Source organism: Cytophagaceae bacterium ABcell3 (assembly GCA_030913385.1).
Lineage (GTDB): Bacteria > Bacteroidota > Bacteroidia > Cytophagales > Cytophagaceae > ABcell3.
Genome location: CP133159.1, coordinates 1 through 17,965, shown reverse-complemented (window position 1 = coordinate 17,965; position 17,965 = coordinate 1). Strand labels below are relative to the sequence as shown.

The window sequence follows — 17,965 nt, the reverse complement described above, 5'->3', positions numbered from 1 at the left end:
AAATTGTCAGATGTCGGAATTAATTTCTGTTGAAGAAATAGTAAAAGCCAGTAAAAGGCTAAATGGTATAGTAACACATACCCCTTTAATCAAAAATCATAATTTATCCACTAAATATGGTTGTGAGCTCCATTTGAAACGAGAAGATCTGCAAGTGGTCAGGTCTTATAAGATCAGAGGTGCTTATAACCTTATGTGCAGCTATCCTCAAAATGAGCTGAAGAAAGGGGTAGTGTGTGCAAGTGCCGGAAACCATGCGCAAGGGGTAGCTTACTCATGTAAGCTCATGAAGGTACCAGGGAAAATATTTATGCCTAATACCACTCCTAAGCAAAAGGTAAAGCAGGTCAAAATGTTTGGAAGTGATTTTGTAGAGGTTGTGCTTACCGGCGACACCTTTGACGATGCCTATGAAGAAGCCATCAAATATTCTGACCAAAACAAGAAACTCTTTATACATCCGTTTGATGATAAGAAGGTCATTGAAGGGCAGGGAACGGTTGCTGTAGAAACACTGGACGACCTTTCTGAGGAAATTGACTATTTAGTAATTCCTATTGGTGGTGGTGGACTTGCGGCAGGAATTTCTTCTTATTTTAAAAAGATTAGTCCTAAAACAAAAATTATTGGGATGGAGCCTGCTGGGGCACCTGCCATGTACGAGTCTATTAAGCAGGGAAAAGTAGTTACTCTTGATAAAATAGACAAGTTTATTGATGGCGCTGCTGTTAAAACAGTGGGGGAGCTAAATTTTAAAATTTGTTCCAAAACCCTGGATGAAGTTGTTTTAGTGCCTGAAGGAAAAGTTTGCTCTACCATTATCAAGCTTTACAACGAAGAGGCTATCGTGGCTGAGCCCGCTGGTGCACTGTCTATTGCCGGCCTTGATTTTATAGCAGATCGGCTCAAAGGTAAAAATGTGGTCTGTGTGGTCAGTGGCAGTAATAATGATTTGGGCAGAATGAATGAGATTCGGGAACGCTCACTTATTTATGAAGGCCTTAAGCATTACTTTATTGTTAGCTTCCCTCAACGGGCTGGTGCCTTGCGGGAGTTTCTCGATGAAGTTTTGGGGCCAAATGACGATATTACCCGTTTTGAATATACTAAGAAAAACATTAAAGAAGCAGGACCCGCATTGGTAGGTATAGAGCTGAAATACAGAGAGGATTATAATTTGTTGATGGAGCGGATGAACAAGAAGAAGATAGATTATATAGAAATCAATAAAGATCCGAACCTGTTCGGTTATTTCTTATAAATTAAGGCCAGGAGTGTTTCCTGGCCGTTTGATGTGGCGTGTTGTCGTAACCTGTTGTTAAAACTATGGAGAAGTTTCAAATTGGTGTGCTAGTTTTCTTTCTTTGGATTGTGAGTGTTGTTCCGGCAGATGCTCAAAAATTTCAAAGAAAGTTCTTTAGAAAATCTAATAAGTTTTTTAAAGAATATGTTTCTGAAGGAAAAGTAGACTATGCCAGAGTCAAGAAAAAGCCTCATAAGCTAGATGACCTTCTTCAATTGATAGAAAAAGCAAACCTTTCTCGCTCTCCTGAACCTGTGCTTAAGGCTTTTTATTTAAATGCCCACAATGTATTGGTCATATCGGGTGTGGTGAAAAACTACCCTGTTAGCTCTCCCTATGATATTGAAGGTTTTTTTACTAACAAAGATTTTAAAGTTTCAGGGCAAACGCTTTCATTACAAGAGCTTAAGCATGATATAATTTTGAGCAAGTTTTCGGATAAAAAGCTTTATTTTGGTTTGTCAACAGGAACCTCTGGGTTTTTTCCAGCCCCCGAAGAAGCCTTTTTCCCAAAAACACTCGATAAGCAGTTAAAGCAGTGCTTGAGAAATGCGGTCAACGATGAAAAGTTTGTTAGGGTAAAGAAGAATTCTGGAACTGTCTTGTTAAGTGAATCTTTGATGATGTGGAAACAAGCGGTAGACAAGAAAGATATCATTAAGTTTATTAACGAACATCGGAATGAGGAAATACCGGATAGCTATAAGATTGTCTGGTATCCGGCCAGTCATATTTTAAACAAATGATGACTGGCTAAATGCCTAATCTTCATCAAAGTCAAAGTACTCCTCAGTGTCTAATTCATGGTACCTGGTTTCGGAATCTTTGCGTCCTTTGATGATATCTTTGATCTCCTGGCCTTGACCTTTAATATCTTCTCCTATTTTTTTGACGGCTCTTTTTGAGTCATATCCTACTTTATAGTTATCACTATTTCCTTTTATAGTAAGGAATAATACAGCCCCTCTTCTGCCATCATCTTCTATAGCTCCAAATGCTTCGTCTTTATCTTTGTGGTTTTTCTTAATTGCTTTCAAAGGCACCCCCAATCTGTAGTCCATATCTGTATTGAATGAATGGCTGCCTGAGACACTTATGTCTGCTATATTAGACTTGATCATCATTTCTGGAATGTAAATAACCTCATTTACTATATGTATTTTATTTCTCATTTCAGAAAAGTTGATGTTGGCAAGGCTTTTTTCGTCAATGAACTTAGAAAGTTGCTGCATAGGTTCAAATGCTATTAAGTGGCCATTTTTTATAGTCACATCTAAATCTGAGGCAATGGTAGGTAAATGAATGTCCAAATGCTGGTTCATTTTAAACGAAATGAGCCCTTGGCAAAAGATTTGGCCTTTTAAATGCTTATGGGTGATGAACTGTTGGTCAAAATTTCCAAAGATGTAAAATAGGCTGTCAGAGTGGATGTCCTTAGCTATAGCGTCTATAGTGACATTTATATTATCTAAGTTGCTAAGGTTAAAATCAGAGTTGAATGATAAATTTCCGCCAGCAATATCTAATGATGCTCGGTTTACTTTGACGAATGGGGTATTGGTCTTTATAGTGGTCTTGATGTTTTTAGCAGAAAATTTCTTAAAGTTCAATTTCCTGATGTCGCAGTTCAGCTTAAAGTCGTAATGGTCAAAAAGTGTATTTTGATAGGTGGTTTTTGATACGCTTTGCTTATTATTGCTGTCTGAATAATCCAGTAGCTCTTCTAGATCAACGTGGTTAGATTTTAAATCAGCTTCTATAAATAACTTCTCTCTTTGGAAAACGAGTCTAGGTATAATATTCCTGAATGAACCTTTGAGATCAAAGTGGCTTTTGCCCAAATAGCCGGTAAATTCATTGATTGCCAAATCGCTTCTGTTAAAAAGGAAGTTTCCGTTCAGCTTCTTGAACTCATAGGGGTAATCTACATGCTTAAACCTTACTTTCCTTAAAATGATGTCACCAGAGGTATTTATGCGTTTGCTCCCAGCGTGAGTTTTAAAGTCAGCCAAACGGCCGTTGAAGTGAATATTCATTTCTACTTCCCCTTCTGCGGAGTTTATTTCTTCAATTGGGTAAATAGCCAAAAGGAAACCTAAGTTGATAGCACCAGATAATTCCATATCTAACGTTGGTTCCTGGAAATTGGCAACGACTATCCTGCCTTTGATGGTTTTTCCGTCATATATTCCTTTAAGCTCATCTAAGGCAAGTAAGGTGGACGTCTCATTACGGAACTTGCCATTGGTGAAGCTGCCTTTTAAAGTTGCGCCAGTTACAGGGCTGTTTAGGTTAGGGTGTTCTAATGATGTGTCGGAAAACCCAAAGCTAAGCTCTACTAGAGGGTTTTTAGTGGCAGATACTACTCCTGCAACTTTTCCTTTAAAATAAACATCTCCTTTCGCCCTAAATTTCCCCAAGTCTTTTTTGAATCGAGGGGGCAATAGAGAAAGCAATGACTCAACCCTTCCTTCTTCGCCTTCTATATTGATGTTGACCTCCGAAGTGTTTCCTGTTTTCACATCTCCTGAAATGGAAAAAAGGAAACTATTGAGTTTTATCGCAGATTGGCTGATGTTTAGGTATTCCTGACTTTCGTCATAGGCTAGCCTGCAAGTAATGTCCAATGATTTGTCTTTTACATAATCGTGGTTAGATATGCTCACATAATTGACATGGGAGTGCCCCGAAATTTTTATGTCCCAAATTTCATTGACATAGGATAGGGTGGCTTGATTGTTTTTACAAAATATGTCGTAGCGTTGCTCTGATACTTCGTTTGAGTATTTCAGGTTTACTTTTTCCAGAGAAATCAGGTTGATATTAAAGTCGGCGCCGGTGTCGTCTGAAGGCTCGTCAGGAAACTTAATAATGGAAAAATTATTAGAGCCGTCTGAAAGAAACTTAATATCTATACTTCCATTTTCTAAAAAAATCCGGGAAATGCTTATGTTGCCCTTGGTTATTAAAGTCCATAGGTCTATAGCCAAATAAGCAGACTCTAGGTCAGCTAATAAAGCATCGCTTCCTTTTATGGATTCGTAAATACGAACTTTTTCTAGTTTGACAGATGCATTGGGAAAGGTTGAGAAAAGTTCTGTGTCTATATTGTCACTAACTTCAACTTTGGTTATCAGGTATTTATTCAGTTCATTGATAGTTAACTTAATTATTCTATCCTGATTTATAAAAATAATGCTAAACAAGATAGTAAAGACTATCGCAATTGAGAAAAACAGGTAGAGCAGTATTTTGGCTATTCTTTTGAACATTCTTTGGATAACATTCCCTATTCAAAGTTAACGGGAAATTATGTTTTTAGTCTTTAATAGCGGTATAAAATTTATTTATGAAAATATTTTTGCAGAAAGCTTGTATATTAAAAAACATTGCCTACCTTTGCACACGTAATCGGAACAATAACCGAAAACAAAAATAAAAAAAGAAGTTTTCAGAAGGGAAATTCTTAAATAAAAACAAAAAACGGGATGTTAGCTCAGCTGGTTCAGAGCACCTGCCTTACAAGCAGGGGGTCACTGGTTCGAATCCAGTACGTCCCACAAGAAAAAGCTACTCTTTAAGGGTAGCTTTTTTTATTAAAGGACAATTATAACATTGCTCCATCTTCTTCGCAATACTCCAGTTTTTTAAACCTTCTCTACACTCGCTAGAGCTTGAATGCTACTTCGCTAACATTCAAAGCTTGCCCCACAAAAATAAACTACCTATCGGGAATTAACACAACAAGCTAGGCTTAGCTTATAGTAATTAAGAATATGTCTATAATAAGTGGGTTTTAGTTGTTAAATTGAGGTGGTTTATTTTTATTTACAATAAAAAAATCTTACTGGCTATTAAACTGTTACTTTTATGAAGCATTGTTTTGCAATTTTTATCATGTCCATTCTGGTCTACTCGAGTTTCGGACAAACGGTTTCATCTTCATGCACAGCAGGAGAGTCAAGATCCTTGTCTAAAATTGATTTTTTATTTTAGTTACCTTTTTGTCCAGTAATTGTATTTTGATTATCGGTTGACGTATGTGACAATCTTACTTGGGAAATAAGGAGTTTTAATGCACAACCGGTAGTAATTTCTTCATATGTAAATGGACAGGGTATACCTGTCCATTTTTTTTGCCTTATTGGCATAGAGAAAAGATTATTTTTCTTATCTTTATTTGAGAATTTATTGGATGAAAATATGAAAAGGAAATTGTCTATTGTATTTTTCTTAGCTGGGCTACTAATGTTTGCTCAAGCTTCTTATGCTCAGGTTGGACAGGTGGGGTTTGGGGCTTCGGCCGGTGTCAATCTTCCTGTAGGCACCTTGGGCGACCGGTATAATGCCTCTTTTGGTGTACAAGGGTCTTTTAGATATCAGGCCATGGAAGAGGTTGTTATTGGGTTAAATGCTGGCTATAACCGTTTTAGCATAGGTAGTGCTTTTTCTAGGGGGAGTCAAGACTTTATACCTGTAACGGGATTTTTTGAGTATTATTTATCTGACGAAAGTATACGTCCCTACATTGGTCTTGATGCAGGCGTGTATATATATAGAGGCTCCCAATGGGTTTCAGGCATAAATCAACTTACTGTACAAACAGAGGCTAAGTTTGGAGCGGCTCCTGTTTTTGGATTATTGTTTGAAACTGCTGAAAGGTTCTATGTTAATGGTAGTGTAAGGTACAACTATGTCATGAACACACTGGAAGGCAGTAATGTTAGCCGGCCTTATTCTTGGTTTGGGCTTAATGTTGGGATTGTGTATATGCTAAGTAATTAGAAAAATTATAAATAGATATACTGTTAAAGGTTGTAGTGTAACTACAACCTTTTTTTATGCTTTATAATGGGAATAACATAACCAAACCATTAGCTACGGGTTGTTCTTTGAAAGGTAACTTTCTAATGACGCTGATGAGGAATAGTATAATTTTTACTCTACTGATAATGTTTATAAGCGCTCAGGTCGATGGGCAGGTTTCCCTAGGCATTCGTGGCGGTTTAAACTTATCTGACTATGAAGCAGGTTCTCGACCTGAAGGGTTAAGAATGCCGCTTCTGCCGAGTCCTGCTATTGGTGGGTTTTTAAACTTTCGGACAGGTAAGCATTTTTCTATTCAGACAGAAGTAAACTTTTCTCCACTTGGCAGACAATTTAGATCCATTGAAGGGGATATGCGGGAGGTAACTAGGATTCAATATCTTAATAGCAATCTTTTGGCAAACTTTTCCGTTGGATCCAAATCCTTAAGATTTTATGGAGAGGTGGGGCCTTATGCAGGTTATGCTTTATGGGGGCGTACATCGTGGGACTACCGAAATGTGGAGCCTTTGGATGACGGTACCCGAAACATAGACTTTGAGGACGACAATCTTGAGAGGTACGATTTTGGTTTATTGGTAGGAATGGGAATAAAGTTAATGGTCGGCCCAGGTTATACTTTTTTAGATGGACGTATAGGGCATGGTTTTGCAGATTTGAGAAGGAGGGAGGTAGAAGGGACGCGGCCTTGGTACAACCGATTTCTGAATTTCTCTACTGGCTATGTTTGGCCCATTGGAAATTGATCCTGAATTATACGATAGATTTCGTCATGAGAAGCAAAGTGGCAATATATCAGCATTTTGGGGTCGCAAAGTATAGAAGCGCTATTGTAAAGATACAAATGCGTTCGAAGCGACTGATCTGAAGTTGTTTGCTGCCTAATAAAAAGTGCTACTGGATGTTTCAGGTTGAAACCTTCCTGTATGGATAATTGCATTTATTGAGGATAATGTGCCAGGTGTTACACTTTTTTGTTCAAAACCTTTAATTTTAGGGTTTGCTTAAAATGAGTATGAATATAATAGAAGTTACTACACCTGAGCTTGCTAAAGAATTTTTGCTTTTTCCTGTAAGGTTATACAAAAATGAAAAGCCATGGATTAGGCCTTTAGATAAAGATATTGAAGGGGTCTTTGATCCTAAAACCAACAAATATTTTCGGCATGGAGAAGCTACCCGGTGGATTTTGACCGATGACAAAGGAACCACTATAGGGCGTGTAGCGGCTTTTATTAATCGAAAAACCATGAAAACTACCGAGTATGTTACCGGAGGAATGGGTTTTTTCGAATGTATTGATGATCAAAAAGCTGCTTTCAAATTATTTGATACTTGTAAACATTGGCTTGAGGAAAGAGGCATGGAAGCCATGGATGGGCCAATAAACTTTGGAGAACGGCATAATTGGTGGGGGCTTCTTGTAGATGGTTTTACGGAACCTAACTATATGATGCCTTATCACTTCCCATATTATAAAAAACTTTTTGAAGCATACGGTTTTAAGGTATATTACGAACAGTATACCTTCCATAGAAAGGTAGAAGACCCATTACCGCCTGTTTACCAAGAAAAGGCTGATAGAATTGGTGCCGACCCAAAATATACTTTTGAACATATTAAGAAAAGTAAGATTGATAAGTATACCGAAGACTTTAGGTACATATACAATAAGGCCTGGGTTAAACATGAAGGTGTCAGGGAAATGTCCAAAGCGCAGGCTAAAGCTAATATTGGCCAACTTAAACCTGTTTTGGATGAGGAGTTGATTTGGTTTGCATACTACGATGACGAACCTATAGGCTTTTTTATTATGATACCGGAATTAAACCAAATTTTCAAACACCTTAATGGTAAACTTGATTTAATTGGAAAGCTTAAGTTTTTGTACTACAAACTTACTGGTAAGTGCAAAAAGATGTTTGGCGTAGTGTTTGGGATAATCCCTGAATTTCAAGGTAGAGGGGTGGAAGGTGCTATTGTAATGGCTGCTGCAAAAAAGATTCAGCCTTCTGGAAGGTACACAGACTTTGAAATGAACTGGATTGGTAGCTTTAATCCGAAAATGATTAAAATATCAGAATCTGTTGGGGCGAAAGTTAAAAAAACGCATATAACTTATAGATATTTGTTTGACCAGTCGAAACCTTTCTATCCTGCTAAAATGATAGATTGATTTTAAAATTTTTGTTACACCTTTAATCAAATTTTTAATATGAGCTTGTTAGTTGTTGGATCAGTTGCTTTTGATGCTATAGAAACGCCATTTGGTAAAACCGATAAAATAGTCGGTGGCGCTGCCACTTACATAGGGCTGTCTGCTTCGTATTTTTCAAATAATATTAATTTAGTCTCTGTTGTAGGGGAAGATTTTCCTAAAGAAGATGTAAAGCTGTTGGAGGCAAAAGGTATTGATACCGCTGGGCTTCAAATAAAAGAAGGAGAAAAGACTTTCTTTTGGTCTGGAAGGTATCATAATGATATGAATTCCCGCGATACACTTGTAACAGAATTAAATGTTTTGGGGGAATTTGACCCTGTTGTTCCAGATGCTTATCAGAAGTGTGATTACTTAATGCTGGGCAACCTTGCTCCAAAAGTGCAGAGCCTTGTTATTAACCGGTTAAAAAAACGTCCTAAGCTCATAGTTATGGACACCATGAACTTTTGGATGGATGTGGCCATGGATGATTTGAAAGAAACGATCTCTATGGTTGATGTGCTGTCGATAAATGATGAAGAAGCAAGGCAGCTATCCGGTGAGTATTCCTTGGTAAAAGCAGCGAAAAAGATCCTTTGCATGGGACCAAAAATATTGATGATCAAAAAAGGAGAGCACGGTGCATTGTTGTTCAATGAGAACCATGTATTTTTTGCGCCTGCGCTTCCTTTGGAAGATGTTTTTGACCCCACAGGTGCGGGAGATACTTTTGCTGGCGGTTTCATTGGCTATTTGGCAGGAAGTGGGGATATTTCTTTTGAAAATATGAAAAGAGCTGTTATTTATGGCTCTGCTATGGCTTCTTTCTGTGTTGAAAAGTTCGGAACAGAAAGATTGGCCAACCTAACCCAAAAAGAGCTGGAAGGACGAATCAAAGATTTCGTAGAGTTGGTTCAGTTTGAAATGGTTCTTAGTTAATGTTTAAAAGCCTTTTGCTGATACTTGTAGTCAGCAAAGGCTTTTATTTGCTTGCAATTAAGTATTTTATAAAGTTATACCTTAAATGTGCTTAGGTAAATATCCATCCTTTGCTAAGGAAAATATTAAACATGAATGTAATCCATACAATATTAATTGCTACTATTGTTGCGCCCATCAGTAATCTACCTTTAGATTTTAGCTTATGAAGAAATAATGTATAGGTAATTGATACAAATAACATTAGAAGTCCTAAATCTGAAAAGCTTATTTTTGATGAATAATTATTTGTTAGTTTAATAACGACTGCCATTATAAAAGCACCTATTAGGAATTTAAAGCTAAGAGTGTTTTGTTTGTTTGTTATCCAGGTAAAAAGAATAACAAGAAAAAATGGTGTGCACAATAGATATCTAAAGAGGCCGTGCAAGTTTCCTCCTGAAAATAGGGCAATGTACAATGTCGTACCAAGTTGATACATTATTGCAAGAATTAGTAAATAATTTTTTATATCTTTTGTATTCTTTTCTTTGCTAAATGTCAAAATAGCATCCTGGGGAGCCTTCTTGATATTTCTTAGTAGCGTATATATTCCCCAAGGAATAAATAAACATAGAGTTGCTAGGTTAAGCCCATATCCCTCGCTCGACCAATCAGAAAGCCCTTTCGGAACTTGTAAATGATGTCCCCAGTATTTTTGCACCGCAGCAAAGTTTGTTATTGAAGGGCTTCCATAGTGCATTTGAAGTAATCCAACTAGTATAGTTCCGATAACAAGTGGTAAGATTTTTAAAACACTTTCCTTTGCTACATGTGCTATATTTCTATGTTTTAAAAAATAGAAAACCTCTGTAGATAAAATTGCCAAAGCAACAATGGTTATTGCTGGTCGCGTTGTGGCTAATAGAAGTGATCCTAAAAAGTAAATAGGGTAGTTTTTTCTTATTATACCATAGAAACATACCGCTGAAGTGATCATGAAAACCCCTTCAGTATATGGCATAAAGTAAACCACTGCTACAGGCATAGTCAAACCTGAAATGAATAAAGGAAGCCTATGCGGTATTTTTGGGGGAATAAAAGTGGAAAAAAGAATTGAATACCCAATGAGGTAAAATATATAATTTAAAATTATAATCCCTACAGGGGGAAGTTGTGAAAATTTCCATATAAGTGGGAATAATGGGAAAAATGCTAAAATATATTCATCAGGTGTATTTGTTATGTGTTGATACACCTTGTTTTTTATTCTGTAGTAGTGCCAGGCATCCCAGCCTAACAGTTTTTCATTAGTGATAGATTCGTATGGTCTATCTACTTTTTTTATTTCACCATCTATGTTAATGTATTGGAGGGTTATAAGCCCAAGAGTATTTGAATAAATTGCTGGTTTCTGTAAAAGATAAAATGTGCCAAATAAGAATACTGGGAGGAGCAACCCAATAATGAACAATTTAAAACTTTTATTAGCATAACCTCTCTGCTTTACAGGGGGTATTATAGGTTGGTTTGATTTTTTTAAATTGGATATCATTGTTGTTAAATCAACAGTTTTTTTATTTACTTTTCTGATAATAATGAAAATGCAGCTTTAATAGTGACAATGGGGTTCTCAGGAAATCTATCAATTTCACTTTAGAACCCTCTATCCCATTCCATTCATTTAGCGGAAACTCTACTATCGTCTTATTATTTAAGGTAAAATCTTTTAGCAATAGTATTCTTTTTAGGATTTCAACATCAAAAAACCATTTTGTGACAAAAGGTTCAGCAAAAACCTTCTCTGCTATTTTACTTTCAAGTATTTTTGCCCCACACTGGGTGTCATATACAGGAAGCCCAAGCGAAGTACTGGCCAGGGTTGCAAATACCCGTCCTAAATAGTGCCTGAGCAAACTGCGCTCTATTTTAACACCTAATCTTTGGTGCCTGCACCCAAGTAAGAACAGGCATTCTTTGTTTGTTTTGAGATACTGCCACATCCTTTTTAGCTCAGAAAGCGGGGTGGCAAGGTCTGCATCAAAATAGCCAATAAAGTCGAAATGATTCGTATAAACAAGGGAAGCCGACCTGATCACTTCTGCTTTGCCTTTATTTTCTTTTGCTTGGAAATAACATATTTTGCCAGGAAACCTGTTGCTCAGCTCAGATAATATTGATCCCGTATTGTCAGTGCTGCCATCGTTGGCAAAAATGAGGGTAATATCTGCATTTTCCAGTGCAAATGCTTCAAAAGCTTTTATGTCAAGTCTTTTACCTTCATTATAACAAGGGATTATAATTCCGACTGTAGGCTCCATGAACAAGTGTGAATTCAGATCTTATTAAATAAGCATTGGCTTACTTTTGTAAAGATAAGTTAAATCTTGGATTTGCCATTGACTTCTCTTGTGGGTTTCATTGGCTCAGCTATTCTTATGATCCCAGCAGGTATGAGTAATGCTAGGCCTTACCTGCAAAACCTGTTATTTAATGGTTCCCTAACCATGCAATAAGGTTCTTTTGTTTCTCGCCAACTGGGTTTTTAGCAAAACTAATATGGTAATAGGAGAAATAAGATTTACCCTCCACCTTTAACTCTGCTTGCATTAACTTATTGTCTCTGAAGTAATGAAAGGTGTTGGAGTTGTTGTTAAGTAGCTTGTCTGTATTTTTATTTATCTTTCTCCCATTAACAGCTATGATTTCATCGCCTTTTTTGAAAATCTCTGCTGAGGGTGCCTTTTGGTCTACCAGGTCTACTATGGTTTTTTCCATTCCTTCATTTAGCTTAATGCCGTAAAAACTTTCAGATTTCTTTTCTGAATGAATTTGAATGAATGCTAGCCCCATATAATCAAGCAATTGTTTTAATTCTTCGGAAAAGTCAGTAACCCCATTGATATACAGGTTGAAGTAATCATCAAGAGGTATGCCTGATACATTTTCTGCTATAGATTTATAATCTGCATCTGAATACCCTGTGCCATTTTGGCCATACTGTTCCCATAAAACACGCATTACATCATCTAAAGATTTAGAGTTTGTACTTTCCTTCCTGATCTTAAGGTCCAATAGCATTGCCATAAGCGCCCCTTTTTCATATATCGATACCTTCTTGTCAGGTATACCTGGGGCATATCCATCTACCCATAAGTCTAGGGATGATTGAGAAAGGCTTGATGCTGCATTTTTATATAAATAGGTATGCCTTTTTAAGAGTTTGTTTATTTCATTCAGATATTGATTGATAGAAAATACACCGGACCTTTTTAAGAAAAGGTCTCCATAATATGTAGTTACCCCCTCAGCTACATATCCGGTGGTAAAATAATTTTCTTTCGTAAAGTCATAAGGAGTCAATTCTTTTGGACGGATTTTACAGACATTCCATGAGTGGAACAGCTCATGTGAGCTTATTCCTAAAAAATTTTCGTAAAAACTACCTTCTTTAAAATCCTCGTCAGGCCCTAATGTAATAACGGTAGAATTTCGATGCTCTACACCGTGGTAATGCCTGTAGGGTAGGATAATAAATAAAAAGTGATAGTTATTTTCCGGAAAGGAGCCTAGCGTATCAACTTGAACCTTGGTAAACTTGGTAAAATCTTCAATAATTGAAGGCCAGTCTGGAGAGCACTCCCCATAGAGCCATAGGTGATATGCAGTGTCTTGGTAAGAGTAGGATTTATGTTGAAGTTTTTCTGCTGCCATCAGAGGAGCATCTACAAGATGGTAATAATTTTCAGCATGGATGCTTCTGTTTTTAAACGGTATTCCACAAGCTACCTGATAGGAATCTGGAATGTTTAATATAACAGTACATGGCTGATCTACAAAAGCTTGGTCATAAAGTAAGCAATTGATGAAGTTTAGATAAATCAATGTTTCGTCTACCCAAGAGCTTCCGGCATCCATCTGGTTTGCATAATATGCATACTTTACTTTTACTTCATTGCTAGCGTCGGCTGTTTTTACTTTCCATTGATTGGTCGCTGTTTTTTCTACATGCAAGTGTTTTCCTTGATCGTCGGTTGCAGATACAGGATATATATTTTTGGCAAAGTTGGCTTTTTCGTATCTACCAGGGCGCCAGGTTGGCAGGTTAAGAATTATTTCAGGTTGTGATGTTGAAATGGTAAGTTCTATATTAATAATGCTTCTCTTTCTTTCGGAAAATTCAATTACATATTTCATTGACAAGAATCTTTTGTATCTTTGTGTTCTTTGAGGAATTAAGTTAAAAAAAAATTGTTTGAAAAGTAAATTAATTTTACCTTTGCAGCCCTAAATAAATATCACTAATGAAAAGAACATTCCAGCCATCACTCAGAAAGAGAAGAAACAAGCACGGTTTCAGAGAAAGAATGTCTACGCCTAATGGAAGAAGAGTACTGGCCGCAAGAAGAGCCAGAGGAAGAAAGAAATTAACAGTTTCTGACGAAAAGAGACACAAAGGCTGATATTTTTTGATGCTGACAAGCTGTCTTTTATAAAATTATTTCTATGACAGTAGCGGAACAGCATGAAGATCGTATTCGTTTTACTTTGCCTAAAAATGAAAGGCTTAGTAGTAAGAAAATAATAGAAGAGCTTTTTAAAAAAGGCTCTTCTTGTTTTTTATATCCCTTCAAAATAGTATATTTGGATAAAGAGGACGTGTCTGAGAAACAACCGTTTCCGCAGGTCTTGTTTACTATTTCCCGTAAAAATTTCCGTAAAGCTACCGATCGTAACAAGATTCGTCGGAAGGTTAAAGAGGCATACAGATTAAATAAGCCTTTTATTTTTGGAAAAGATAAAAATAAAGTCCCTGACTATCTTGCTATTATATATGTAGCAAAAGAGGTTTTGCCGTTTAAGGAAGTAGAAAGAAAACTAATTTTAATTTTACAGCGTTTAAAAAATTAAAATTGCCAAAATCCAATTGCCAAAATTCTTTTTTCACATGAGAAGATACAGGAAACCAACTTTAGCAGGGATTGTAATCCTTTCTGTTTTTAGCTTTTTTGCATTTAACAGCCCATCAGACAGGTATTTTGAAATTGCAAAGAACCTTGACATTTTCGCTACCCTATATAAAGAAGTTAACACTTATTACGTAGACGAAGTTAACCCAAACATGTTGATCAAAAAGGGTATAGACGCTATGTTAGAGTCTTTAGACCCTTATACCAACTACATACCTGAAGATGAAGTCGAGGACTTTCGTACCATGACTACAGGCCAGTATGGAGGTATAGGCGCCGTAATCGGTAAGAGGGATGAAAAGCCTTTGATCTTGATGCCATATGAAGGATTCCCTGCCCATAAAGCAGGGCTTAAAGTGGGTGATGAATTGATCGAAGTGGACGGTGTCAATGTGAAAGATAAGTCTACCTCTGAAATCAGTAAACTTTTGAAAGGACAATCTAACACCAAAGTGAAAGTGGTGGTAAACAGGTTTGGAGAAGAAGCCCCTATTGAAATGTCCATTACACGTGAAAAAGTTAAGATTGATGCTGTTCCATATTATGGACTTGTTGATGAACATGTAGGCTATATACAATTGAGCGACTTTACTAGCGGTGCTTCAAAAGATATTAAAAAGGCTGTTGGGCAGCTTAAGGAAGAAGGTGCCACAAGCATTATTCTTGACGTGAGGGACAATCCAGGAGGCCTTTTGAGTGAAGCGGTAAATATTTCTAATATTTTTATTCCTAAAGATTCTGAAGTTGTTAGAACTAAAGGTAAAAATGCAAAATGGAATAAAGTATACAGTGCTTTGAGCCATCCTGTAGATACCGATATTCCAGTGGTCGTGTTAACAAGTGGTAGAAGTGCATCAGCTTCTGAAATTGTAGCAGGCGTTATTCAAGATTATGATAGGGGTATCCTGGTCGGACAACGTACCTTTGGTAAGGGACTTGTGCAAGCAACTAGACCTCTTACTTACAATTCACAGTTAAAAGTGACCACTGCAAAATATTATACCCCTAGTGGAAGATGTATTCAAGCAATAGATTATAGTAACCGTAAAGATGATGGGTCTGTAGGTAAAATTCCAGATTCTTTGAGGGTTGCATTTAAAACTAAGGGCGGACGTAAAGTTTTTGATGGAGGTGGTGTTACGCCAGATATTGAAGTGGATAAAAAGCCTTTAGGGCCGATAACTGCCAGCTTGATCAGCAAGGGTCTGCTTTTCGACTATGCAACTGTTTATGCAGCGAAAAACAAAGAAATTAAGCCTGCTAAAGAGTTTCAATTGAGCGATAAAGAGTATAAAGAGTTTATTGAATGGCTTGAAAAAACAGATAAGGATTATGACTATACTACCAAAGTAGAAAATACTTTGTCTGAACTTATTAATACTGCTAAGAAAGAACAGTATTACGATGCTATAAAAGATCAAATATACTCTCTAAGAGATCAGGTTACGCACAACAAGGATAATGACTTGAAAAACTTCCAAGATGAAATCAAAGAGCATCTTGAGCAAGAGATTGTTTCTAGGTACTACCTGCAAAAAGGTGTTATAGAAGCATCTTTTGATAGTGATGAGGAAATTCTTGCAGCAATAAAAATTTTAAAAGATTCATCTGAGTATAACAAACTTTTGAAAGGGGAGTAATATGAAAGTATGCTTTCATTTTTCTACCTTTTCATTGCCGGCCTGCTAGGAGGCTTTATAGCTGGTCTAGTTGGAATAGGTGGTGGTGTAATTTATATTTTTATTATCCCCTTTGCATTAAGGTATATTGGGGTTCCTCTTGAAGAGATGCCCCAATATACCATTGCAAACTCTGTTTTTGCTATTTTTTTTGCTTCTGCATCAGCAAACTATGTTCTTATAAGACTAAAAAATTTTTATCAAAGAGAAGTTTTCATCATTGGCCTCTTGGGGGTTATTAGTTCTGCCTTTACGGTAGAGTTTGTTGTTAATACCCCTTTTTATTCATTAAAAGTATTTAATGGGATTATAATTTTCTTGTTGGCGTATATGTTGTATACTACGCTAGTGGGCGCAAAAAAGGTCTATATTACACCATTGCGCTCAATAAACAAATGGAAGCTCGGTGCGGTAGGGCTTGTTGGGGGCGGTATTGCCGCTTTGTCCGGACTGGGTGGTGGTGTGGTCATTATTCCTGCATTGAACTCCTTGCTTAAAGTAGACGTGAAGAAAGCAAGCGCTATTTCTTCCGGTGCTATAATGATTACTGCGTTTACTATAACCCTCATTAATCTTTTATCTACTCCGGTTCATGATTTTCACTATTTTAATCTGGGATATATTATTTTTCCAGTTGGGTTGAGTATTACGCTTGGCGTGATTATTGCAGCTCCTTTTGGTGTAAGTGTGTCTAGAAAGGTATCTTCGGCAAAAATAAGTTATATATATTCCTTATTTTTGGTAATTGTTATTCTTAAGAAAATTGTAGAACTTTATTTCCTTAGCTGATAATGGCATTGATTTTATCATTGGAGACTTCTGTAAAAGTGTGCTCTGTATCTATTTATAGCGATAATGAGTTATTAGGGGTTTCTGAAGTTTTTATAGAAAAGTCGCACTCAAGAGTGATTACTCTCCTTGTTCAGGACTTATTAAAGGGTGTAAATATAACACTTAATGAAATTGATGCTGTATCTGTTTCTCATGGGCCGGGATCTTATACAGGTCTTAGAATTGGTGTTTCTACCGCAAAGGGTTTATGTTATGCGCTGGACAAACCATTAATATCAGTTAATACCTTGCAGGGAATGGCCGCCTCAGTAGCGGATAGCTTGTATGAAGATATACTCATTTGCCCCATGCTAGATGCTCGAAGGATGGAGGTATATTGTGCAGTGTATGACGGCAGGTTAAAGGAAATCCAAAAGACATCAGCAGTTGTTGTTGATGAAACTTCATTTAGGAGTTTGCTGGAAAATAATAAAGTCCTTTTTTGCGGCAATGGTGCCGGTAAGTGCAAGAAGCTTTTAGGACACGCTCCCAACGCCTATTTCTTGGATAATGTGTATCCTTCAGCAAAATATACAGGACGGCTTGCTAATGTAAAGTATATGAAAGGGGAATTTGAGGATTTAGCTTATTTTGAACCTTATTATCTTAAAGAGTTTTTTTTGACTGGGAAAAAATCAAATTAAATGGAAGGAATAGTTAACCGTGTTGAACAAAGTGGAATTATAACACTTGATCTTGGCGAATTTTATCATCCTGGGGAAAGGGTTGTATATGATATTAAGGATAATTTGTTTCAGGAGTTAATTCTCCGTGAGAAGGATTTTCGACAGTTTATTAAAACCAATGACTGGGAGGTTTATAAAGGAAAAAATGTTGCCATTATTTGCAGTGTCGACGCCATAGTGCCGGCTTGGGCCTATATGTTATTGGCTTCAAAGCTCAATCAATTCGCTCATAAAGTAGTTTTCGGGGGGCTTGATCATTTGGAACAAGCTTTGTTTCATGAACAGCTTTTGAAAATTAATACTAATGAGTTTGTAGATAAGCGTGTAGTGGTGAAAGGTTGTGGTGATTTGCCTGTTCCGGTGTTTGCTTATGTGGAAGTCACTAATTTATTAACCCCTGTGGTCAAAAGTCTTATGTTTGGTGAGCCATGCAGTACTGTTCCTGTTTATAAAAAGCCTAAAAACTGATCGGTTTATTTGTATAGTTTTCCTACATGTTATTAAACATGTAATTGAATGTGTGTCTGTTAACATGTAATTTATTTCAAGTG

Annotated in this window: 16 protein-coding genes and 1 tRNA gene; 13 read left to right on the top strand and 4 right to left on the bottom strand. The window is 36.8% G+C overall.

All coding sequences use genetic code 11. The features are described from left to right. Positions 1–10: 10 nt before the first annotated feature. Together ilvA and RCC89_00080 are read left to right on the top strand one after the other, a co-directional pair. Positions 11–1,261, top strand: coding sequence for a threonine ammonia-lyase IlvA (gene ilvA / locus RCC89_00085; GenBank protein ID WMJ71574.1), 1,251 nt, complete (start codon positions 11–13; stop codon positions 1,259–1,261). 65 nt (positions 1,262–1,326) lie between these two features. After that, the gene (locus RCC89_00080; GenBank protein WMJ71573.1) at positions 1,327–2,049 is read left to right on the top strand and encodes a DUF547 domain-containing protein; all 723 of its coding nucleotides are present in this window, start codon (positions 1,327–1,329) and stop codon (positions 2,047–2,049) included. 15 nt (positions 2,050–2,064) lie between these two features. On the opposite strand, the gene RCC89_00075 is transcribed toward RCC89_00080, so the two are convergent. Then, positions 2,065–4,575 (bottom strand): AsmA-like C-terminal region-containing protein, encoded by a 2,511-nt coding sequence (locus RCC89_00075; protein WMJ71572.1) that lies wholly within the window; start codon positions 4,573–4,575, stop codon positions 2,065–2,067. Between the two features lie 213 nt (positions 4,576–4,788). On the opposite strand from RCC89_00075, the gene RCC89_00070 reads away from it, so the two are divergent. From RCC89_00070 to RCC89_00050, 5 genes are all read left to right on the top strand, one after another. Next, positions 4,789–4,863, top strand: a tRNA-Val gene (locus RCC89_00070). 643 nt (positions 4,864–5,506) lie between these two features. After that, positions 5,507–6,088 carry an outer membrane beta-barrel protein gene (locus RCC89_00065; GenBank protein ID WMJ71571.1) on the top strand — a complete coding sequence of 194 codons (582 nt, stop codon included), beginning with the start codon at positions 5,507–5,509 and terminating at the stop codon, positions 6,086–6,088. A 134-nt stretch (positions 6,089–6,222) separates the two neighbouring features. Continuing rightward, a complete protein-coding gene (locus RCC89_00060; GenBank protein ID WMJ71570.1) occupies positions 6,223–6,876 on the top strand; it encodes a porin family protein in 654 nt (217 codons plus the stop codon). 269 nt (positions 6,877–7,145) lie between these two features. Then, positions 7,146–8,306 (top strand): hypothetical protein, encoded by a 1,161-nt coding sequence (locus tag RCC89_00055; protein WMJ75620.1) that lies wholly within the window; start codon positions 7,146–7,148, stop codon positions 8,304–8,306. A 39-nt stretch (positions 8,307–8,345) separates the two neighbouring features. Further along, positions 8,346–9,269, top strand: a complete 924-nt coding sequence (locus tag RCC89_00050; protein WMJ71569.1) for a PfkB family carbohydrate kinase — start codon at positions 8,346–8,348, stop codon at positions 9,267–9,269. A gap of 91 nt (positions 9,270–9,360) precedes the next feature. On the opposite strand, the gene RCC89_00045 is transcribed toward RCC89_00050, so the two are convergent. The 3 genes from RCC89_00045 to RCC89_00035 form a co-directional block, all read right to left on the bottom strand. Further along, the gene (locus RCC89_00045; GenBank protein ID WMJ71568.1) at positions 9,361–10,803 is read right to left on the bottom strand and encodes a hypothetical protein; all 1,443 of its coding nucleotides are present in this window, start codon (positions 10,801–10,803) and stop codon (positions 9,361–9,363) included. A 22-nt stretch (positions 10,804–10,825) separates the two neighbouring features. Continuing rightward, positions 10,826–11,569: a glycosyltransferase gene (locus RCC89_00040; protein ID WMJ71567.1), complete on the bottom strand. Its 744-nt coding sequence runs from the start codon at positions 11,567–11,569 to the stop codon at positions 10,826–10,828. 169 nt (positions 11,570–11,738) lie between these two features. Further along, positions 11,739–13,445, bottom strand: a complete 1,707-nt coding sequence (locus tag RCC89_00035) for a M61 family peptidase (GenBank protein WMJ71566.1) — start codon at positions 13,443–13,445, stop codon at positions 11,739–11,741. A gap of 107 nt (positions 13,446–13,552) precedes the next feature. On the opposite strand from RCC89_00035, the gene rpmH reads away from it, so the two are divergent. The 6 genes from rpmH to RCC89_00005 are packed head-to-tail and all read left to right on the top strand — an operon-like array spanning position 13,553 to position 17,882. Continuing rightward, positions 13,553–13,711: a 50S ribosomal protein L34 gene (gene rpmH, locus RCC89_00030; protein ID WMJ71565.1), complete on the top strand. Its 159-nt coding sequence runs from the start codon at positions 13,553–13,555 to the stop codon at positions 13,709–13,711. Positions 13,712–13,754: 43 nt separating this feature from the next. Next, complete coding sequence (gene rnpA / locus RCC89_00025) at positions 13,755–14,159, top strand: ribonuclease P protein component (protein ID WMJ71564.1); 405 nt, start codon at positions 13,755–13,757, stop codon at positions 14,157–14,159. 37 nt (positions 14,160–14,196) lie between these two features. Then, complete coding sequence (locus RCC89_00020) at positions 14,197–15,858, top strand: S41 family peptidase (GenBank protein ID WMJ71563.1); 1,662 nt, start codon at positions 14,197–14,199, stop codon at positions 15,856–15,858. Positions 15,859–15,867: 9 nt separating this feature from the next. Next, entirely contained in the window at positions 15,868–16,686 is an 819-nt protein-coding gene (locus RCC89_00015) for a sulfite exporter TauE/SafE family protein (GenBank protein WMJ71562.1), read from the top strand. A 2-nt stretch (positions 16,687–16,688) separates the two neighbouring features. After that, the gene (gene tsaB, locus RCC89_00010) at positions 16,689–17,372 is read left to right on the top strand and encodes a tRNA (adenosine(37)-N6)-threonylcarbamoyltransferase complex dimerization subunit type 1 TsaB (protein ID WMJ71561.1); all 684 of its coding nucleotides are present in this window, start codon (positions 16,689–16,691) and stop codon (positions 17,370–17,372) included. Continuing rightward, on the top strand, positions 17,373–17,882 hold the full coding sequence (locus tag RCC89_00005) for a DUF2480 family protein (GenBank protein ID WMJ71560.1): 510 nt from the start codon (positions 17,373–17,375) through the stop codon (positions 17,880–17,882). It begins immediately after the preceding gene. The last annotated feature ends 83 nt before the right edge of the window (positions 17,883–17,965 follow it).